The sequence below is a fragment of the Streptomyces sp. NBC_00005 genome (assembly GCF_045160215.1).
Classification (GTDB): domain Bacteria; phylum Actinomycetota; class Actinomycetes; order Streptomycetales; family Streptomycetaceae; genus Streptomyces.
The window spans coordinates 8,639,895-8,659,217 of the sequence record NZ_CP108316.1; the positions used below are offsets into that span (position 1 = coordinate 8,639,895).

Below are 19,323 nucleotides of genomic sequence, written 5' to 3' on the forward strand. Positions count from 1 at the left end.
ACGCTCAGCTCAGGGTGAGAATCTCCAGGTCGGCGAGGACCGCGGCCTCGTCGAGGGTCCGCAGCGCGCGGTCCCGCATCAGCACCCGCCCGTCCACGACCGTGTCCCGTACGTCCGCCGAGTGCGCCGCGTAGGCGAGCGTCGACCAGGGGTCGTGCAGCGGCCGCAGATGCGGGGCGCCCAGGTCGAGCACGATCAGGTCGGCCCGCTTGCCCGCCTCCAGCGAGCCCAGCTGCGCACCGAGCCCCAGCGCCCGCGCACCCTCGATCGTCGCCATGCGTACGGCCTGCTCGGCGCCGACCGCCGTGGGGTCGCCGCCCGCCTTGTGCACCAGCGCCGCCTGCCGCACCGCCCCCAGCACGTCCAGCGTGTTGGAGCTGACGGCCCCGTCCGTGCCGAGCCCGACGGTCACCCCGGCGCTCAGCAGCCGCGGCACCGGGGCGATCCCGCACCCCAGCTTCAGGTTCGACACCGGGCAGTGCGCGACCGATGTGCCGGTGCGGGACAGCGCCGCGATCTCGGGCCCGGTGAGGTCCACGGCGTGGGCGAGCAGCACGTCCGGGCCGAGCACCCCGAGGGAGTCGAGCAGCGCGACCGGCCGCTTGCCGTACCGCGCCTCGACGGTGGCGACCTCGGTGCCGTTCTCGGCGGCGTGGAGGTGCAGCAGCGCGCCGAACTCCCTTGCCAGGGCGGCGATTTCGGTCAGCTGGTCGGGGGAGAGGGTGTAGGTGGAGTGCGCGAAGAGGACGGGGCGCCGGCCGGGGCGGGCCGTTCCGCGGGCCTCCAGGTCCCGCCGCGCCCACTCCAGTCGGTCCTCGTATGCAATGCCGTCGGCCGGATCCGGTACGTCCATGAAGGTGGGCCCGGTCAGCAGCCGCCACCCCGCCTCGCGCGCCGCCTGCTCGGCCGCCTCGTGGAACCAGTACATGTCGAGCGCGGACGTCACCCCCGCCCGTACGCTCTCCGCGGCCGCCAGCCGCACCGCCGCCGCCACGTTCTTGGGTGAGAGCAGTTCGGCCTCCCACTTCAGCACCCGCTCCAGGAAGCCCTGCAGGGTGACGTCGTCGGCGCGGCCGCGCAGCAGGGTCATCGCGAGGTGGGTGTGCGTGTTGACGAGCCCGGGCAGGACGAGACAGCCCGTCGCGTCAAGGGATTCGTCCGCCGTGAACCGCGCCTTCAGCTCCCCGGCCGTCCCCACGGCGACGATCTCGCCCTCGTGGACCGCAACTGCCCCGTCCCGTACGACGGTTCCGGCCTCGTCGACGGTCAGTACGTCACCGCCGTGCACCAACAGGTCGATACTCACGCCGGATGCGCCTGAGCCAGCAGTCGCAGCGCCTCCAGCGACACCACCGCACCCCGCTCGACACCCGCCGCGACGACGTCCCGATGCGGGTTGTACCCGCCGGTGGTCTCCTCGTCGACGAGTTGGTCCGCGTTCGCCCCGTCGATGACGAGCACACCGCCCGCGACCAGCCCCCGCAGCGAGGCAGTCACCAGCAGCGCGGACAGCTCCATCTCGATGGCGGCGAGCCCGGCACCGTCGTAGGAGAAGAACGGGATGAGTCCGGGCTGGAAGGCCGCCCGTGTCCAGACGATGCCCCGGTGGTGCGGGGCGTTCGCCTCGCGCGCCGCGCGTTGCAGCGCAAGTACCGCCTCGGGGGAGGAGATTGCCGGGTACTCGGGCGGCAGCAACTGGTGCGTGACCCCGTCGTCCCGTACGGCCGCCTCCGCGATGACCAGGTCGCCGTCGCCGATGCCCGCCTTCATCGCGCCCGCCGTACCGAACCGCAGAATCGTGCGGACCCCCGCGTCCGCCAGCTCCTGGAACAGCAGGATCGCGCCCGGGCCGCCCACCCCGTGCGAGGCGACGGCGACCGGCAGACCCTTCCAACTCCCCCTGAACACACGGTATTCGCGGTGGTACGACACCTCTTCCGCGCCGTCCAGCAGCGCCGCCACGGCAGCCGCGCGCGCCGGGTCGCCGACGACGACCGCATGCTCCGGCAGGCCCGTGCGGGGTATGCGGGTGACGGGCAGCAGGTCCTGCGTCATGAGGCGACTCCGGAGGAGGGACGGGTACGGCGACGGCGGGCCGTCGTGAGGAAGAGGGCGCCGAGGGTGACGACGTACGGTGCGGCGTCGGTCGCCTGCTGCGGCAGACCGAGGCCCTGCAGCCGGAAACCGGCTGCCTCGGCGAGGCCGAACAGCAGCGCGGCGAGCAGCACGCCGACGGGTGCGGCACGTCCGAGCATGACCGCCACCACCGCGATCCAGCCCCGGCCCGCCGTCATGTTCTCGGAGAACAACGTGACGTTCCCCAGGGCGAGTTGGGCACCGGCGAGACCGCACAGCACGCCCGAGACCAGCACGGCCGCGTACTTGTACTTCGCCGGGCTCACCCCGAGCGTCGCCGCCGCGTCCGGCGCCTCGCCGACCCCGCGCAGCCTGAGCCCCCACACGTGCCGGGACAGCAGCACAGCGGCCACGCCGACCGCCACCCATGACAGGTACGCGAGCGGCGTGAATCCACCGGCCAGCGGCAGCCCCGCGAGTGACGGATCGTCAAAAGTGCCCTGCACACCGAAGACCGTACGGAGCAGGAAGCTGGTCAGGCCGACGGCCAGCAGGTTCATGGCGATGCCCAGAACCACCGCGTCCCCGCGCAGAGTTACCGCGCCCACGGCGAGAATCAGCGAGTACGCGGCAGCGGCCAGCGCCGCCGCCAGCACGCCCAGCCACGCACTGCCCGTGAACCAGCTGGTCGCCACGGACGTGAAACAGCCCATCAGCATCATGCCTTCGAGGCCGATGTTGAACACCCCTGCCCGCTCGCACAGAGCGCCGCCGAGCGCGGCCAGCAGGATCGGGGTCAGCGCGCGCAGCGCCGACATGAGGAGATCGGAGTCGAGGAACATCAGACCGTCTCCCTTTCTACTTCTACCGTTTCTACTTCTACCGGGCGACGGTTGAACCACCGGCTGGGAAAGCGCAGTCGGGCCGCCAGGAACACGATCACGACGGCCTGCAGCACCTGCGTCAGCTCGCGCGGCACCTCGGTCGTCCGCTCCATCGCGAGCCCGCCGACCTGGAGGACGGCGAAGAAGAAGGACGCGACGACCGTGCCGAGCGGCGCCGCGGTCGCCAGCAGCGCGGCGGTGAGTCCCGTCCAGGTGTAGCCGGGTGCGGTGAGCGAACCGTCGACGAAGCGGTACGGGAAGCTCAACACCCCGATCGCGCCCACGAGTCCGGCCAGCGCGCCCGAGACCGACATCAACTTCAGTGTCAGGCCCCGGCGTTCCACGCCCGCGTACGCGGAGAAGCGCGCGTTCAGACCCGTCATCCGTATCTCGTAGCCGACGGCGGTGCGGCGATCCGTGAACCAGTACACCGCCGCCGCCAGGGCGACGAGGACGAGTCCGAGAGTGACCGTCGAGTCGCCGAACGCGGGCAGCGCCACCCCGTCCGGCAGCGCGCGGGTCTGCGGGAGACTGGAGCCGGGCTCCTTGAGCGGGTAACGCGCCAGGTAGGAGGCGAGCGACACCGCCGGATAGCTGAGCAGCAGGCTGCTGACCAGCAGCGGGACACCGAGGTGGTTCTCGCAGAGGGCGGCCAGCGTGGCGTATGCGGCGCCCGCCGCCATCCCCGCCAGCAGGGCGAGGACGACGGTGAGGGGCGCGGGCAGCGGGGAGTACAGGCCGGTCACGGCGGCGGTGATGCCACCGAGCACTATCTGCCCGTCGCCGCCGAGGTTGATCAGCCCGGCACGCAGCGGGATCGCCAGCGCCAGCGCCATGCCGAGGACGCTGGTGCCGGTGGTGAGGGTGGAGCCGATGCCGTCGCCGCCGAGCGAGCCGGTGAGGACCGCTTCGTAGGCCGCGATCGGGTCGGCGCCGGTGCCGAGGAGGAAGAGGGCGCCGATGAGGACGCCGGCGAGGACGGAGAAGGTGATGGGGGAGCGGAGGGCTCCGGAGATTCGCTGGGGCATGTCAGTCGTCGGCCTCCACGGCGGTGGTGGTAGGTGACACGCCACTGGCGCCGGGTGGTGGGGTAGTGGTGTGTGACATGTCACCGGATGCGGAGACGGTGGTATGTGACATGTCACTGGGAGGTGCGGCCGCACCTGCCATGGCCAGCCCCAGCACCCGCTCGTCCGCCTCGTCCTTCCCGTACGACGCCGTGATCCGGCCCTCGTACATCACCAGCACCCGGTCGGCGAGCCCGCGGATCTCGCTCAGCTCGGCCGAGACGAGCAGGACCGCGTGACCGGCGTCGCGGTAGGCGATCAGCTGGTCGTGGATGTTCTGGATCGCGCCGATGTCGACACCGCGCGTGGGCTGCTCGACGAGCAACAGCGGTGCGTCGTGGGCGAGTTCGCGGCCGATCAGCAGCTTCTGCAGATTGCCGCCGGACAGCGCGGAAGCGGGTACGTCCGGGGTGGCCGCCTTGATGCCGAACCGCTCGACGAGCCGCTCGGCGTGCGCTCGGACCGCCGTCGGCGGCAGCAGCCCGCGGGACGACAGGCTCGTACGGTGGTGGCCCATCGCGAGGTTGTCCGCGACGGACGCCGCAGGTGCCGTACCGACCGCGTGGCGGTCCTCGGGCACGTACGCCAGCCCACGCGCTCGGCGCTCGGTGGCCGACGCATGGGTGATGTCCTCGCCGGTGAGCGTGACCCGGCCCGCCGTGACCGGCCGCAGCCCGGCCAGCGCCTCGACCAGCTCGCTCTGCCCGTTCCCGGCGACGCCCGCGATACCGACGATCTCCCCGGCCCGGACGGCGAGTTCGACCTCGTGCACGGCGTCGGTGGCCAGACCGGAGACGTCGAGGACGACGTCACCCGGCGTGCCCGGCGCATGGATACGGTCCAACTCGAGCGCGCGGCCCGTCATCGCGGCCGCGATCTCGTCGGCGGAGGTGTCCGCGGTGACCAGTCGGGCCACGACCCGGCCGTCCCGCAGCACGGTCACATGGTCGCTGCCCTCCAGCACCTCGCGCAGCTTGTGCGTGACGAGGATGACCGAACGCCCCTGTGCGGCAAGGGACTTGAGCACCGCGAACAGGGCGTCCGCCTCGGCGGGCGTGAGGACGGCGGTCGGCTCGTCGAGGATGAGCGTACGGGCGCCGCGGTGCAGCAGCTTGAGGATCTCCACGCGCTGCCGCAGGCCCACCGGCAGATCACCGACTCGGGCGTCCGGGTCGACGGCGAGGCCGTGCTCCTCGGCGAGTTCACGCACCCGGCGCCGGGCCGCACCGCGGTCCAGCAGGCCGAAACGGCGCGGCTCGGCGGCGTACACGACGTTCTCGGCGACCGTCAGCGAGTCGAACAGCTTGAAGCTCTGGTGGACCATGCCGAGCCCGGCGGCCATGGCGTGGGCAGGGCTGGCGAAGGTCACCTCCCGCCCGTCGATGCGGATCGAGCCCGCGTCGGCGCGCTCCATGCCGTAGAGGACCGACATGAGCGTGGACTTTCCGGCGCCGTTCTCGCCCATCAGGGCGTGGATCTCGCCGCGGCGGACGGTCAGGTCGACGGCGTCGTTGGCGAGCGTGCCGGGGAACCGCTTGGTGATTCCCCGGAGTTCGACCGCGACGTCCGCGACGTCCCTGGCGTCAGCTCGCGGCGGGGTCATCGACCTTCAGCTTCCCGGCGACGATCTGGTCGCGCAGCGCCTCGACCTTCTTCAGCACGTCCTTGTGGTCGGCGATCACGCACTTCGACGAGTCGACGCCGGACTCCAGGCCGGTCAGGCTGATGCCGCCCTCCTTCAGGCCGTACGAGACGGTCGTGCCCGCCTTGCCGCCGAGGACCTGCTCGATGCCCTTCTCCACGGCGACATCCGTGCGCTTGATCACATTGTCGACGACCGTGCCGGGCGAGGACGGGCACTGGTTGACGTCGACGCCGTACGCGAAGGCGCCCTTGGCCTTCGCGGCCTCGAAGACGCCGTAGTTGCCGGCCGCGGCCGCCGCCATGATCTGGTCGTAGCCCTTGGAGAGCAGCGAGTTCGCCTGCTCCTTGGCGCGGGCCGAGTCGTCGAAGGGGGACTGGCCGCCGACGAAGCGGGTCGAGGTCTGCGTCTTGGCGGCGACCTTCTTGGCGCCGGCCGCGAACGGGTCGCTGTAGCGGCGGAACTGGGGCGTGTCGAGCACGTCCACCGCACCTACCTTGCCGGACTTGCTCAGCAGACCGGCCTCCGCGCCCGCGAGGTACACGCCCTCGTGCTCCCGGAAGACCGCGCAACTGACGTTCTTGAACGTCTTCGTCGTGCACGCGTCGATCATCAGGAACTGCTGCTTGGGGTGCTCCTTGGCCTGCTGCGCCACCAGGTCGGCGAACTCGAATCCGACCAGCACGATGACGTCCGGCTTCGCGTCCACCGCGGCCTGCACGTTCTGCTGCTGGGAGGCGGTGTCCGTCGACTCGTACACCTTCTGCGACCCGTCGTGCTGCTTCGCCGCGGCCTTGACGCCCGTGACGGCGAGCTTCAGGAACTCGTTCTGGCCGACGGCATCGGGGGTCACGAGGGTGAAGGACTTGCCGCCGGAGCCGCTCGCGCTGTCCGAGGCGTCGTTCTTCGCGGCGGCGTTGCACGCCGTGGCCGCGGTGACCAGGAGCGCGGTGGCGGCGGCGATCTGGACGGTACGGCGGGATCTACGGTGCATCGGAGGGGACCTTCCGGATACGGCGATACACGCTCCGGCAGGAGCGTGTGAGCGTGGATGGAGGACGCTGCGGGGACGGGTCAGCGTCGACAGCCGTCGCCGGCACACCGGCCGAAGTCGAGGAAGCGGCGCTTGGTCAGCAGCACGCTCTCCTCCTTCGTCTCGGTCTGCGGACTGGATGCCGGACAGTACCATCCGGTTCCGGACACCTGCGCGACTGTCTCGAACTGTGGTTCTCCCAGGTCATGTACCGTGACCGGACACCACCGGAACATCAGGAGTGTCCCGATATGCCCCAGGAATTGCGTGCTGTCGACTGGACCGGAAACGGCCTCGCCCTCATCGACCAGACGCTTCTCCCGCACCGCACCGAGACGATGCATGTCCGCGATGTGGACACTCTGGTCGACGCGATCCAGCGTCTCGTGGTGCGCGGCGCGCCGGCGATCGGGGCGGCGGGGGCGTACGGCGTGGCGCTGGCCCTCCTCCAGGGGGAGCGGGAGGGCTGGACGGACGGCGGGATACGCACGGCCGTCGCCCGCATACGCGAGGCCCGGCCCACCGCCGTGAACCTCATGGTGTGCGTGGACCGGGTCATGAAGCGCTTCGACGAGGGGCTCGACGCGGTGCTGGAAGAGGCCGCGGCCGTCCAGCGCGAGGACGTCGAGGGCAACCGCGCGATGGGCGCGTACGGCGCGGACTGGCTGCTCGAAAAGGTCGGCCAGGAACGGCCGTTGCGGATCCTCACGCACTGCAACACTGGCGCGCTCGCCACCGCAGGCTGGGGCACGGCCCTCGGTGTCATCCGTGAACTCCACGCGCGCGGACGCCTCGAGGTCGTCTACGCCGACGAGACGCGCCCCCTCCTCCAGGGATCCCGCCTGACCGCCTGGGAGTTGGTGCAGGAGGGCATCCCGCACTACATCCAGGCCGACGGTGCCGCGGCCGGCACGATCCTGCGCGGCGAGGTCGACGCGGCGATCGTCGGCGCCGACCGCATCGCGGCCAACGGCGACACCGCCAACAAGGTCGGCACTGTGGGCGTGGCCCTGGCCTGCGCCGACGCCGGCATCCCGTTCCTGGTGGCGGCCCCCACGACCACGGTCGACCTGGCCACCAGGACCGGCGACGACATCCACATCGAACTCCGCGGCGAGGCCGAGGTGTTGGAGTGGGGCGGCATACGGACGGCTCCCGCCGAGTCGCGCGGCCACAACCCGGCGTTCGACGTCACGCCGGGGCGGCTGGTGACGGGGTTGGTGACGGAGCGCGGCGTGCTGGAGGTGGCGGCGGGGGAGCTGCCCGGGGACCGGTTGCGGTGAGAGGGCACCGATGGCGGTGAGCACGGCGAAGGCCGCGGTCGACCGACCGCGGCCTTCGCCGTGTTCGGGCGTGCTCAGCGCTGGGTCAGTTCCAACTCCAGCAGCCACTCCACGACTTCGGTGTGATGCCGGGCCTGCCGCGGATCGGCGCCCCACACGTACAGCCCGTGCCCGGCGACCACCACCGCGGGCATCCGAGGATCGCGCGCCGCCTCCAGGCGGTCCCCGAGCACCTTCATGTCCTGGCTGTTGGCGATGACGGGCAGCGTCACCTCGACGTCGTGCGCGGGCTGTCCGACCCCCTTGAGCATCTCCACGTCCTTGAAGACGATCCCGCCGGGCTCCCGACGCCCCATGGCGACGGAGGCGACCGTGTGCACGTGCACCACCGCACCGGCGCCGGTCAACGCGGCCACGCGCGCGTGCAGCTCGGCCTCGGCGGACGGCTTGCCGCCCCCTACGGCGGCGCCCTGCCCGTCGACCAACACCACGTCGGCGGGCGTCAGTTCACCCTTGTCGTGACCGCTCGCGGTGACGGCGAGCCGCAGCGGCTCCCGGGACAGCACCACGGACAGGTTCCCGGACGTGCCGCGCATCCAGCCGAAGGACGCGAAGCGGGCGGATTCGGCGGCGAGGACCGCCCCCGCCTCCTCGAGGTCGAGTGGGGTGATGTCGGCGGTCACGTGGTGCTCCTCGAAACGGTGATCTCGTCGAACGTCCCCGCCTGTGCGTGGTCGCCGACGCCTTGCTCGTAGTACGGCTCCCCGGGCCGCCGGATCCCGACCGTGTGCCAGCCGGCCGCGCGGGCCGCGTCCAGCTCGCCGGGCCGGTCGGAGAGGAAGAGGAGGCGCGCGGCCTCGACGCCGGTCGTCGAGGCGATACGGCGGTACGACTCCGGCTCCTGCTTGGGCCCCGCGTTCTCGGTGTCGTACAACCCCGAGACCAGCGGCAGCAGATCGCCCTCCGGGCTCGACGCGAACCACGCCCGCTGGGCGGCCACCGAACCGGACGAGTAGACGTACAGCCGTACGCCCGCCGTGTGCCAGGCACGCAGCGTCGGCACGACGTCGTCGTAGAAGTGCGAGACGAGGTCGCCGCGCGCGAAGCCCTCCGACCAGATGACGCCCTGGAGGGTTTTCAGCGGTGTCGCCTTGCGGTCCTCGTCGAGCCAGGCGTTGAGCGCCTTCTCGATGCGTACGGCGTCGGCGTCGGGCTCGCCGATCTCCGCCCGCACCTGCGCAACCGCCCGCGCCACGTCCGGATCCTCACTCCGCTCGGTGAGCAGCGTGGCGAAACGGGAGCGCGAGTACGGGTACAGCACGTCGACGACGAACCCTGTGGCGCTCGTGGTGCCCTCGATGTCGAGGACCACGGCGTCCACGGCGTAGTGCAATGTCACACTGCACCCTTGTCTGCCGCACCCTTGTCCGCCGAGTACCCCGCCGCGATCGTGTCGTAGTCCGGGAACCGTGAGGCGATGGTCGACCCGGTGAAGTTGCCGATCCAGCCGTCCTCCTCGTGGAAGAAGCGGATCGCGGTGAACGACGGGTTCGTGCCCATGTCGAACCAGTGCGTGGTGCCGCGCGGCACGCCCAGCAGGTCGCCCTTCTCGCAGAAGACCGCGTGCACCTCGCCGTTCACGTGCAGGTAGAAGATGCCGGAGCCGGAGACGAAGAAGCGCACCTCGTCATCGTCGTCGTGCGTGTGCTCCTGCAGGAACTTCTCGCGGGCCGCCTTCGCCTTCGCCGGGAACTCCGGGTCGTCGCTGGGGTGCAGGCCCAGGACGTCGACCGTGGTGAAGCCCTCCTCGGCGTTCAGCTTCTCGATCTCCGGGCCGTAGGCGGCGAACACCGTCTCGCTGCCGGCGTCGAACGGGACGTCCTCGCGGACCGGCCACTGCTCGTAGCGCACACCGAGCGGCTTGAGCGCGTCGGCGATCTCGGCGGGGTCAGCGGTGCGGCGTACGAGGCTCTCGGGGCCGGACTCGGACCAGGTCGTCAGCAGGGTCATGGGAGCAACTCCAGGAGGCTGGAAGGGAAGTCCGGATACCGAGACAAGCACCGGACGGGCGGGGAGGAAAGGGCGACTTCGGCGGACGGTGCTTCAGCCGCGACACAGCGCGCCGGGACAGCGGCGCATGCAGGGCATGAGCAGCGCGGTCGCGCGATATGTCGTCATCAGGGCCTCACGGTGCCGGGTCGGGTGCCGGTCCGTCGATGGTAACTCCAGGGGCCGCGGTCACCTGGTGTGACGTAGTCGTTGTCTCAGCTGATGAGAAACCGCTTACAGCGCTTTGACGCCTGGCTGAAATCGTTCCCATGATCTATGCATGAAGACGCTGCTGCTCGTGCGGCGGCTGTACGTGGACTTGCTCCGGTCGACCACAGCCAGCTGTCGCTGACCTCATCCGGAGCCCCGACGCGCCCCGATCCGCCGGGCGTTCGCCGTCCACCGCGCGGTGGCGCATTCCTGTCCCTGCTCCGGGCCGAGCATTCCCCCTTCATCGCCGCAGCACCACCCGTACCTGGAGCCCCCTCATGTCCCGCACCCGCGTCCCCCTCGCCGCGCTCTCGCTGGCCTCCGTCTCCGCCCTCCTCCTCGCGGGCTGCTCGCAGTCCACGGACGCCTCGAAGAGCACGAGCGACACCGCGGCCTCGGCCTCCGCCGCCACCGGCAAGAAGCCCGCCCCCTTCAGCAAGGGCACGGTCAAGGTGGCCCTGGTCCGGCAGAGCGGCGCCGGCGACTACTTCGAGCAGTGGGGCAACGGCGCCAAGGCGCAGGCCAAGGCCCTCGGCATCGACCTGACGACGTACGACGCCCAGGCCGACAACGCCAAGCAGGCCACCGACCTCTCCTCGGCGATCAACTCCGGCGCGCAGGCGATCATCGTCGACCACGGCTTCCCGGCGACCATCCAGCCGGAGATAGACAAGGCCGTGAAGAAGGGCATCAAGGTCGTCGTCTACGACGTGGAGACCAAGACCAAGGGTGTCGTCTCCACCGAGCAGGACGACGCGAGCATGGCCCAGGCCGTCCTCGACGTGATGGCCAAGTCGGTCGGCAAGAACGCCAAGGTCGGCTACGTCAACGTGGCCGGTTACGCCGCCCTCGACAAGCGGAACACCGTCTGGAAGAAGACGGCCGACGCACAGGGCTGGAAGCAGGAGTTCAAGGTCGGCAAGGTCACCGACTCCACGGCCACCGACAACGTCCCCCTGGTCTCCGCCGCGCTCACCCAGCACTCCGACGTGACCGGCATCTTCGCCCCCTACGACGAGCTCGCCAAGGGCACCGTCCTCGCCGTCCAGAACAAGAAGCTGCAGGGCAAGGTGAAGGTCTTCGGCGCGGACGTCTCCAACGCCGACATCCAGAACATGACCGCGGCGAACAGCCCGTGGGTCGCCACGGCGGGCACCGACCCGTCCGCGGTCGGCGCCGCCGTCGTCCGTACGACCGCCCTGGAGCTGGCCGGTCAGCTGAACAAGGACACGGTCTCCTTCCCGGCCGTCGCCATCACCCAGGACTTCCTGCGCAAGAACAAGATCGAGAACATGGACCAGCTGCGCGAGGCCCTGCCCGCGCTGAACCTCTCCAAGGTCAGCACCGCGGACTGGATCTCCAATGTCGCCCACTGAGCCTTCCGAAGGAGCTCCGGCGGCCGGCACTCCGGCCGCCGGAACACCCGCTGGAGGGGCCGCCGTTGACGGGGCTCCCGCGGTCGGTCTGCGCGACGTCAGCATGGCCTTCGGCGGCAAAACGGTGCTCGCCTCCGTCTCCCTCGACATCGCCCCGGGCAGCGTGGTCGCGCTGCTCGGCGCGAACGGCGCCGGCAAGTCCACCCTGATCAAGATCCTTTCGGGCGTGCACACGGACCACGGCGGGGAGGTACGGGTCGCAGGGGAGCCCGCGGCACTCCAGTCGCCGCTCGCCGCCCGGCAGTTGGGCATCCAGACGGTGCACCAGCGGATCGGCGAGGGCATCGTGCCCGGCCTCACGGTCGCCGAGAACCTGGTCTTCGAGGAACTGGCGCAGAGGCGCGGCAACCCTTTCCTCAACTCGAGTCGGCTGCTGGCGCGCGCCCGTGAGATCCAGGCGGGCCTCGGCCTCGACTGGACCGACGCTCTCCTGAAGAAGGACGTCACCGAACTCGGCATCTCCGACCGCCAGTTGCTCATCCTGGCCCGCGCCCTGGCCACCCGCCCCCGCCTGCTGATCCTCGACGAGCCGACCTCGGCGCTCTCCGCGGCCGAGGCGGAGCGGCTGTTCGCGCTCGTCGAGAGGATGCGGGACGAGGGCATCGCGGTCCTCTACGTCTCCCACCGCCTCGGCGAGATCGACGCGCTCGCCGACCGCCTGGTCGTCCTGCGAGACGGCCGTCTCACCGAGGACCAGGTCAGGCCCTTCGACTGGGACGCCGCGCTGCGCGCCATGCTGGCCCAGGCCCAGGAGGCGGCCACGGCCCGCCCGGTCAGGGAAGGGGCTTCGGGGGACGTCGCGCTGTCCCTGCGAGGAGTACGCCTCTTCGAGGGCCGGGCACCGCTCGACCTCGACATCCGCACCGGCGAAGTCACCGGTGTCGTAGGCCTGTTGGGCGCGGGGAAGACCGAGCTGGCCCGCGGCCTGTTCGGTGCCGAGCCCTTCACCACCGGCACCGTCGAACTGGACGGCAGGGCGTACGCGCCGCGCCGCCCCGCCGACGCCATCCGAGGTGGCGTCCACCTGGTGCCGGAGGACCGGCACGCCGACGCCCTCGTGCCCGGCTGGTCGGTGGCGCAGAACATCTCGCTGCCGTTCCTGAAGTCCCTCTCCAGGGCCGGACTCATGCACCGCTCCCGCGAGGACGCCCTGGGCCGCGAGGCCATCGACGCCCTCGGTGTCGTCACCCGCGACGAGCACAGCACCGTCGAGGAACTGTCCGGCGGCAACCAGCAGAAGGTCGTCGTGGGCCGCTGGCTCGCCGAGACACCCCGCGTCCTCATCCTGGACGAGCCGTTCCGAGGTGTGGACATCGGCGCCCGGCGCGACATCGGCCGCCGCGCCCGCTCGCTGGCCGCCGAGGGCGCCGCCGTCCTCGTCCTGTCCGCCGACGTCGACGAGGTACTGGAGGTCGCCGACCGGGTCGTCGTGCTCGCCGCCGGTGAGATCCACCTCGACGCGTACGGCGAGGACGCGGAGCGCGACCGCGTCATCCAGACCATCGCCGTGTCCGTCTGAGCCCCTCTGCCCGAGCCCGCCCGACTGAGCCTTCTGACACCGGCCGCCGAAGGAAGCACGTACCCATGACCACCACCCAGAGCACCGAGGTCCCCACCAAGGCGGCGATTCCGCCCGCGACCTCCACCGCCGTGCGCGTCCAGAACGCCGTGATCAAGTACGGCTTCATCTTCGTCACGGTCGCGCTCTTCCTCTACTTCGCGCTGAGCGAGGGCTCCTTCCGCGAGTCGGCGACCCTCCTCGACACCCTCCGGTACGTGTCGGTCGCCGCCATCCTCGGCCTCGGTGTCACCCTCACCATGGCCGTCGGCGGAATGGACATGTCGGTCGGCGCGGTCGCCGGCCTCGGTGTCTCGGTCGCCGCCCAGACGATGGTCGTCTTCAACCAGGTCGGCACGGTCGCGATCATCGCGGTGCTGGCGGCGGGCGCCCTCGCGGGACTGCTCAACGCACTCCTCATCGTCGTACTGAAGATCCCCGACATGCTGGCCACCCTCGGCACCATGTTCGTGATCCAGGGCAGCAAACTCATCCTGGTCGACGGCCAGTCCATCACCCCGGGCATGACGATGGACGACGGCTCCACCGCGCCCGGCAAGTTCACCGCGGGCTTCCTGAAGATCGACCGAGGCACGGTCCTCGGCATCCCCGTCTCCGTCCTGATCTTCGGCGGCCTCACGGTCGCCGCCTGGGTCTTCCTGGCCCGCACCCGCTGGGGGCGCATCCTGTACGCCATCGGCGCCAACCCCGAGGCCTCCCGTCTGGCCGGCATCCGCGTCGGCGCCTATCGTGCCCTCGCCTACGTCATCTCCGGCGTCCTCGCCTCGGTCGGCGGCCTGATCCTGGCGTCCCGCATCGGCCAGGGCGACGTCTCCGCCGGCACCTCCCAGCTGCTGGAGGCGGTCGCGGTCGCGCTGGTCGGCACGTCGGTCCTCGGCAAGGGCCGCCCGAACGTCTGGGGCACGGCCCTGGGCGCGGTCCTGATCGGCATCATCACCACCGGCCTCACCATCAAGGGCCTGCCCTACTACACGCAGGACGTCGTCGAGGGCGCGGTGCTCATCCTCGCCCTGGTCTTCAGCTTCACCTTGTCCAAGCGCCGTACCGCATAAGGAAGTTCGAGGAGTTTTCTGCGATGGGCTACCGCATCCTGGAGACCGACGACATCCCCGGCTACCTGCACGAGCGGGGCCACTGGGAGGACGTGACAGACATCCGCGTCCGCGAGGTGTCGGACGGCAACATGAACCGCGTCTTCCTCGCCTCGTCCGCCGACGGCACCCGCAGCGTCGCCGTCAAGCAGGCCCTGCCCTGGGTCCGGGTCGCCGGCCCCTCGTGGCCGATGAACCCGGACCGCGCCGACGCGGAGGCCCGGGCCTACGAGCGGATCGCCGAGGTCGCCCCCGACAAGATCCCCGCGATCCACGGCTACGACCCCGAGAACTACGCCCTCGTCATGGAGGACATGTCGGACCTGGAGGTCCTGCGCACGCTCCTCAACGAGGGCGCGGCATACGGCCCCCACACCTCCGCCCGGATCGGTGAACTCGTCGCCCGGCTCTCCTTCACGACGAGCGACTTCGGCATGCCGTCCGCCGAACGCAAGGCCCTGATCGCCGCCTCGGTCAGCCCCGAGCTCTGCAAGATCACCGAGGACGTGGTCCTGTCCGAGCCGTACGTCGAGCACGAGCACAACCACTGGCACGAGGGCCTGGACGACCTGGCGGCCACCTTCCGCGCCGACGCCCGGCTGCGCACCGAGGTCGCCGACCTGCGCCACACCTTCATGACCGGCGCCCAGGCGCTCCTTCACGGAGACCTGCACACCGGCAGCATCATGGTCGGCACCCGCGAAGGCGCCCCCGTGGTACGGGTCTTCGACCCCGAGTTCTCCTTCGTCGGCCCGATCGGCTTCGACCTCGGCCTGTACTGGGCCAACGCGCTGGTCTCGGAGGAACGGGCGCGCGCCCTCGGCACGCTCTCCGACCACGCCGACCAACTCCGGCTCTCCTGGGACGCGTTCGAGACCGAGTTCCGCCGTCTGTGGCCGACCCGCGTCGACACGTTCTTCGACGACGCCTACCTCGACCGCTTCCTGCACCGCGTCTGGACACAGTCGCTGGGCTACGCCGGCACGGAGATCGTCCGCAGGATCATCGGCTTCGCGCACCTGACGGACCTGACGACCCTGCCGGACCCCGTACCGGCGTCCCGGCGGGCTCTGCTGCTGGGCCGTGAACTGATCGTGCGGCGCGAGGAGTTGACGGACGTGGCAGCCGTGCGGGCCATCGTGGAGCCGTAGCCCCGAGCTGCCCTCACTCCAGTTCGAACCAGTCGTTGCCGTCCGACCAGTGCCGCACCCAGCCCGCGAAACCGGGCTCGGCCGCCGTGTCGCCGAACACCGCGCCGAAAGGGAGGGCGCCCTCACCGGTGACCAGCCAGAGATGGCCCCGGTGGGGGCCGGTGACGACGAGATGCCAGTTCATGCCGCAGCCGTCCGTGCCCAGCACCAGCGAACCGTCGTGGACCACCTGCTCGATGACCGCGTCGGGGTCCTCGTGGAGCCCGCGGTCCTCCTCCCACAGCCACGCCCGTGTGAGCGGGAACGGCTTGCCGAGGTCCTGCTTGGCCGCGCTCTCGACCAGCCCCGCCATCCCGTACTGCGGCGGCCCATGGGACGACCCGTCGGATATCTCCGCCACGAACGACCGATAGGGCTCCGGCAGCACCACTCCGTGCTCGGCCTCGAAGGCGCCCACGGCGGCCCAGCCGAGTGCGGACTCTGCGCCGTCGGCCACGGCGAACGCCTCGCGCAGCGCGGCGAGTTCCCCGGGGACGGCCCGTTCGATGTCCATGTGCCCATGAAAACACCCGGCACTGACAACCGGGCACGCGAAAGGGGCGGCTCCGTCGGCCGGCGCCGCCCCTGTCACCCAGCAGGTCACTTCTTGTCGAGCAGGTCCTGAACCTTCCCCCGAACCTCATCCGTGGCCAGCCCACGAATCGTCAGGGTCGTACGGCGGCGCAGCACGTCGTCCTGCGTCTCGGCCCACTCGTTGTCCCGGGCGTAGACGACCTGCGCCCAGATCTCCGGCGCGTCCGGGTGCACTCGCTGGCCCAGCTCCGGGTTGTCGTTCGCCAGCCGGGCGATGTCGAAGGCCAGCGAACCGTAGTGCGTGGCAAGGTGCTTGGCCGTGTCGGCAGCCATGCGCGGACCCGGCGCGGGGTTGTCGACGAGCAGCCGGTGGGCGACCGCACGCGGGTTGGCGACACCGGGCAGCGGCAGCTTCTTCGGCAGCGACGAGATGGGCTCGAAGTCGTCACCCAGCGGTGCGCCCGGCAGCGCCTCCAGCTTCTGCATCACCGTACGGCCGATGTGCCGGAAGGTCGTCCACTTGCCGCCCGCGACGGACAGCATGCCGCCCTTGCCCTCGGTCACGACCGTCTCGCGCTTGGCCTTCGCGGTGTCGCCGGGGCCACCCGGCAGCACGCGCAGACCCGCGAAGGAGTAGGTGATCAGGTCACGGGACAGCTGCTGGTCACGGATGGAGAACGCGGCCTCGTCGAGTATCTGGGCCGTGTCCTTCTCGGTGACCGCGACGTCCGCCGGGTCGCCCTCGAACTCCTCGTCGGTCGTACCGAGCAGCAGCATGTCCTCCCAGGGGAGGGCGAAGGTGATGCGGTACTTGTCGATGGGGGTGGCGAGCGCGGCCTTCCACTGCGACGTCCGCTTCAGGACCAGATGCGCGCCCTTCGACAGACGGATCGACGGCGCGGCATTCGGGTCCTCCATCTTGCGCAGGTGGTCGACCCACGGGCCGGTCGCGTTGAGCACCAGACGGGCGCTGACGCCGAACTCGTCACCGGACTGGCGGTCGCGTAGCTCGGCACCGGTCACCCGGCCCTTGGTGAACCGCAGTCCGGTCACCTCGGCGTGGTTGAGCACCACGGCGCCCGCCTCGACGGCCGCACGGACCGTCATCAGCGCCATGCGCGCGTCGTTCATCTGGTCGTCGCCGTACACGGCCACGGCCTTGAGGTTGTCGGTGCGCAGCTCCGGCACGTCCCGCGCGGCCTTGGCCGGCGACAGCAGGTGTCCGACGCCGTCACCGAACGCGGAGAGCGCGGAGTAGGCGAAGACGCCCGCCCCGAGCTTCGCAGCGCCGTGCGGCCCGCCCTTGTACACGGGGAGGTAGAACGTGAGCGGGTTCGCCAGGTGAGGTGCCACCTGGCGGGAGACCGCACGGCGCTCGAAGTGGTTCTCCGCCACCAGCTTCACCGCGCCGGTCTGCAGATAGCGCAGACCGCCGTGGAGAAGCTTGGAGGAGGCGGAAGACGTGGCGCCGGCGAAGTCGCCGGCATCGACCAGCGCCACCCTGAGCCCGGACTGCGCGGCGTGCCAGGCGGTGGAGATGCCCAGAATGCCGCCGCCGATCACAAGAAGGTCGTACGACGCCTTGGCGAGCTGCTCCCGGGTCTCGGCCCGGCTCGGGTTGGAGCCGGAGGCCGGGCGCGTACCCAGGGCAGGCACGGACTGCAGGGTGGACTGACTGGTCATTCTGGTTCTTACTCCTCGTCCTCGAGCCAGCCCATGGTCCGCTCGACGGCCTTGAGCCAGCTCTTGTACTCACGGTCGCGCTTCTCCGCGGCCATGTTGGGGGTCCACTCGGCGGCCCGGCGCCAGTTGGCACGTAGGTCGTCGGTGCTGGTCCAGAAGCCGACGGCGAGACCGGCGGCGTAGGCGGCGCCGAGGCAGGTGGTCTCGGCGACCATCGGGCGCACCACGGGGGCGTCCACGAAGTCCGAGAGGGTCTGCATCAGCAGGTTGTTGGAGGTCATGCCGCCGTCGACCTTGATCGCCGCGAGCTCGACGCCGGAGTCCTTCGTCATGGCGTCGGTGATCTCACGGGTCTGCCAGGCCGTGGCCTCCAGGACGGCGCGCGCGAGGTGCGCCTTGGTGACGTACCGGGTCAGACCGGCGATCACACCGCGGGCGTCGGAGCGCCAGTACGGGGCGAACAGACCGGAGAAGGCCGGCACGAAGTACGCGCCGCCGTTGTCCTCGACCGTGAGCGCGAGCGTCTCGATCTCGGCGGCGGTGGAGATCAGGCCCATCTGGTCGCGCATCCACTGCACCAGCGAACCGGTGACCGCGATCGAGCCCTCCAGGGCGTAGACCGCCTTCTGGTCGCCGATGCGGTAGCCGACCGTGGTCAGCAGGCCGTTGTACGAGTTGACCGGCTTCTCACCGGTGTTCATCAGCAGGAAGGTGCCGGTGCCGTACGTCGACTTGGCCTCGCCCTCGGAGAAACAGGTCTGGCCGAACAGGGCCGCCTGCTGGTCGCCGAGCGCGGACGCGACGGGGATGCCACCGAGGATGTCGCCGAGCCTGCCGCCCGTGACCTCGCCGTAGACCTCGGCGGAGGAGCGGATCTCCGGCAGCATCGCCAGCGGGACGCCGATGGACTCGGCGATCTTCTCGTCCCACTCCATGGTGTGCAGGTTCATCAGCATGGTGCGGGAGGCGTTGGTGACGTCGGTGACGTGCTTGCCGCCGTTGACACCGCCCGTCAGGTTCCAGATGACCCAGCTGTCCATGGTGCCGAAGAGGATGTCCCCGGCCTCGGCGCGCTCGCGCAGACCCTCGACGTTGTCGAGCAGCCAGCGGGCCTTGGGGCCGGCGAAGTACGAGGCCAGGGGGAGGCCGGTCTCGCGGCGGAAGCGGTCCTGGCCAACGTTGCGCCCGAGTTCCTTGCAGAGGGCGTCGGTGCGGGTGTCCTGCCAGACGATGGCGTTGTGGACGGGCTCACCGGTGTTCTTGTCCCAGAGGAGAGTGGTCTCGCGCTGGTTGGTGATGCCGATGGCCTTGATGTCGTCCTTGGTGATGCCGGCCTTGGAGATGGCCCCGGCGACGACTTCCTCGACGTTGGTCCAGATCTCGGTGGCGTTGTGCTCGACCCAGCCCGGCTTCGGGAAGATCTGCTCGTGCTCCTTCTGGTCGACGGAGACGATACGTCCGTCGCGGTCGAAGACGATGCAGCGGCTGGAGGTGGTGCCCTGGTCGATGGCGGCGATGAAGGGGCCGGCGGTGTGCGCGTCGGTCACTGTGTGCTCCTGGGGTTCC

The 19,323-nt window shown here is 70.6% G+C and carries 18 protein-coding genes; 5 read left to right on the top strand and 13 right to left on the bottom strand.

Features of this window, described 5'->3' with window-relative positions:
- Positions 1-4: 4 nt before the first annotated feature.
- The 7 genes from OG303_RS39440 to OG303_RS39470 form a co-directional block, all read right to left on the bottom strand.
- Positions 5-1,306: an amidohydrolase gene (locus OG303_RS39440; protein ID WP_405874668.1), complete on the bottom strand. Its 1,302-nt coding sequence runs from the start codon at positions 1,304-1,306 to the stop codon at positions 5-7.
- Complete coding sequence (locus OG303_RS39445; RefSeq protein ID WP_405874670.1) at positions 1,303-2,055, bottom strand: nucleoside phosphorylase; 753 nt, start codon at positions 2,053-2,055, stop codon at positions 1,303-1,305. The genes OG303_RS39440 and OG303_RS39445 overlap by 4 nt, the downstream gene beginning before the upstream one ends.
- Positions 2,052-2,918 (bottom strand): ABC transporter permease, encoded by an 867-nt coding sequence (locus OG303_RS39450; protein WP_405874672.1) that lies wholly within the window; start codon positions 2,916-2,918, stop codon positions 2,052-2,054. The genes OG303_RS39445 and OG303_RS39450 overlap by 4 nt, the downstream gene beginning before the upstream one ends.
- Positions 2,918-3,988: an ABC transporter permease gene (locus OG303_RS39455; protein WP_405874673.1), complete on the bottom strand. Its 1,071-nt coding sequence runs from the start codon at positions 3,986-3,988 to the stop codon at positions 2,918-2,920. Before OG303_RS39455 ends, OG303_RS39450 begins: the two co-directional genes overlap by 1 nt.
- Position 3,989: 1 nt before the next feature.
- Positions 3,990-5,630, bottom strand: coding sequence for an ABC transporter ATP-binding protein (locus OG303_RS39460; protein ID WP_405874674.1), 1,641 nt, complete (start codon positions 5,628-5,630; stop codon positions 3,990-3,992).
- Entirely contained in the window at positions 5,611-6,663 is a 1,053-nt protein-coding gene (locus OG303_RS39465) for a BMP family ABC transporter substrate-binding protein (RefSeq protein ID WP_405874676.1), read from the bottom strand. Before OG303_RS39465 ends, OG303_RS39460 begins: the two co-directional genes overlap by 20 nt.
- An 80-nt stretch (positions 6,664-6,743) precedes the next feature.
- Positions 6,744-6,872, bottom strand: a complete 129-nt coding sequence (locus OG303_RS39470) for a hypothetical protein (RefSeq protein ID WP_405874677.1) — start codon at positions 6,870-6,872, stop codon at positions 6,744-6,746.
- Between the two features lie 81 nt (positions 6,873-6,953).
- Here OG303_RS39470 and mtnA point away from each other — a divergent pair, with 81 nt between their 5' ends.
- Entirely contained in the window at positions 6,954-7,985 is a 1,032-nt protein-coding gene (gene mtnA, locus OG303_RS39475; protein WP_405874679.1) for an S-methyl-5-thioribose-1-phosphate isomerase, read from the top strand.
- Between the two features lie 74 nt (positions 7,986-8,059).
- On the opposite strand, the gene mtnB is transcribed toward mtnA, so the two are convergent.
- Genes mtnB through OG303_RS39490 form a run of 3 tightly spaced genes read right to left on the bottom strand, consistent with a single transcriptional unit; the run spans position 8,060 to position 9,995 of the window.
- On the bottom strand, positions 8,060-8,668 hold the full coding sequence (gene mtnB / locus OG303_RS39480; RefSeq protein ID WP_405874681.1) for a methylthioribulose 1-phosphate dehydratase: 609 nt from the start codon (positions 8,666-8,668) through the stop codon (positions 8,060-8,062).
- Positions 8,665-9,384 (bottom strand): acireductone synthase, encoded by a 720-nt coding sequence (mtnC, locus tag OG303_RS39485; protein WP_405874682.1) that lies wholly within the window; start codon positions 9,382-9,384, stop codon positions 8,665-8,667. The genes mtnB and mtnC overlap by 4 nt, the downstream gene beginning before the upstream one ends.
- Positions 9,381-9,995, bottom strand: coding sequence for a 1,2-dihydroxy-3-keto-5-methylthiopentene dioxygenase (locus tag OG303_RS39490; protein WP_405874683.1), 615 nt, complete (start codon positions 9,993-9,995; stop codon positions 9,381-9,383). The genes mtnC and OG303_RS39490 overlap by 4 nt, the downstream gene beginning before the upstream one ends.
- A 527-nt stretch (positions 9,996-10,522) precedes the next feature.
- Between OG303_RS39490 and OG303_RS39495 the strand changes: the two genes are divergently transcribed.
- The 4 genes from OG303_RS39495 (at position 10,523) to mtnK (ending at position 15,501) form a co-directional block, all read left to right on the top strand.
- Entirely contained in the window at positions 10,523-11,620 is a 1,098-nt protein-coding gene (locus tag OG303_RS39495) for a substrate-binding domain-containing protein (RefSeq protein ID WP_405874684.1), read from the top strand.
- 103 nt (positions 11,621-11,723) lie between these two features.
- Positions 11,724-13,199, top strand: coding sequence for a sugar ABC transporter ATP-binding protein (locus OG303_RS39500; protein WP_405877694.1), 1,476 nt, complete (start codon positions 11,724-11,726; stop codon positions 13,197-13,199).
- 65 nt (positions 13,200-13,264) lie between these two features.
- A complete protein-coding gene (locus tag OG303_RS39505; protein ID WP_405874686.1) occupies positions 13,265-14,311 on the top strand; it encodes an ABC transporter permease in 1,047 nt (348 codons plus the stop codon).
- A gap of 23 nt (positions 14,312-14,334) precedes the next feature.
- The gene (mtnK, locus tag OG303_RS39510; protein ID WP_405874688.1) at positions 14,335-15,501 is read left to right on the top strand and encodes an S-methyl-5-thioribose kinase; all 1,167 of its coding nucleotides are present in this window, start codon (positions 14,335-14,337) and stop codon (positions 15,499-15,501) included.
- Between the two features lie 13 nt (positions 15,502-15,514).
- Here the strand turns inward: mtnK and OG303_RS39515 are convergent, their stop codons facing one another.
- From OG303_RS39515 to glpK, 3 genes are all read right to left on the bottom strand, one after another.
- Positions 15,515-16,054: an SMI1/KNR4 family protein gene (locus tag OG303_RS39515; RefSeq protein WP_405874690.1), complete on the bottom strand. Its 540-nt coding sequence runs from the start codon at positions 16,052-16,054 to the stop codon at positions 15,515-15,517.
- 86 nt (positions 16,055-16,140) lie between these two features.
- The gene (locus OG303_RS39520; RefSeq protein ID WP_405874692.1) at positions 16,141-17,757 is read right to left on the bottom strand and encodes an FAD-dependent oxidoreductase; all 1,617 of its coding nucleotides are present in this window, start codon (positions 17,755-17,757) and stop codon (positions 16,141-16,143) included.
- A gap of 8 nt (positions 17,758-17,765) precedes the next feature.
- Positions 17,766-19,304: a glycerol kinase GlpK gene (gene glpK, locus OG303_RS39525; protein WP_405874694.1), complete on the bottom strand. Its 1,539-nt coding sequence runs from the start codon at positions 19,302-19,304 to the stop codon at positions 17,766-17,768.
- Between the last annotated feature and the right edge of the window lie 19 nt (positions 19,305-19,323).

Bases quoted from the DNA above. Each gene is read 5' to 3' on its own strand.
- OG303_RS39445 (WP_405874670.1), bottom strand. From the start codon at position 2,055: ATGACGCAGGACCTGCTGCCCGTCACCCGCATACCCCGCACGGGCCTG.
- OG303_RS39450 (WP_405874672.1), bottom strand. From the start codon at position 2,918: ATGTTCCTCGACTCCGATCTCCTCATGTCGGCGCTGCGCGCGCTGACC.
- OG303_RS39455 (WP_405874673.1), bottom strand. From the start codon at position 3,988: ATGCCCCAGCGAATCTCCGGAGCCCTCCGCTCCCCCATCACCTTCTCC.
- OG303_RS39460 (WP_405874674.1), bottom strand. From the start codon at position 5,630: ATGACCCCGCCGCGAGCTGACGCCAGGGACGTCGCGGACGTCGCGGTC.
- OG303_RS39465 (WP_405874676.1), bottom strand. From the start codon at position 6,663: ATGCACCGTAGATCCCGCCGTACCGTCCAGATCGCCGCCGCCACCGCG.
- mtnA (WP_405874679.1), top strand. From the start codon at position 6,954: ATGCCCCAGGAATTGCGTGCTGTCGACTGGACCGGAAACGGCCTCGCC.
- OG303_RS39490 (WP_405874683.1), bottom strand. From the start codon at position 9,995: ATGACCCTGCTGACGACCTGGTCCGAGTCCGGCCCCGAGAGCCTCGTA.
- OG303_RS39495 (WP_405874684.1), top strand. From the start codon at position 10,523: ATGTCCCGCACCCGCGTCCCCCTCGCCGCGCTCTCGCTGGCCTCCGTC.
- OG303_RS39500 (WP_405877694.1), top strand. From the start codon at position 11,724: ATGGCCTTCGGCGGCAAAACGGTGCTCGCCTCCGTCTCCCTCGACATC.
- OG303_RS39505 (WP_405874686.1), top strand. From the start codon at position 13,265: ATGACCACCACCCAGAGCACCGAGGTCCCCACCAAGGCGGCGATTCCG.
- mtnK (WP_405874688.1), top strand. From the start codon at position 14,335: ATGGGCTACCGCATCCTGGAGACCGACGACATCCCCGGCTACCTGCAC.
- OG303_RS39515 (WP_405874690.1), bottom strand. From the start codon at position 16,054: ATGGACATCGAACGGGCCGTCCCCGGGGAACTCGCCGCGCTGCGCGAG.
- OG303_RS39520 (WP_405874692.1), bottom strand. From the start codon at position 17,757: ATGACCAGTCAGTCCACCCTGCAGTCCGTGCCTGCCCTGGGTACGCGC.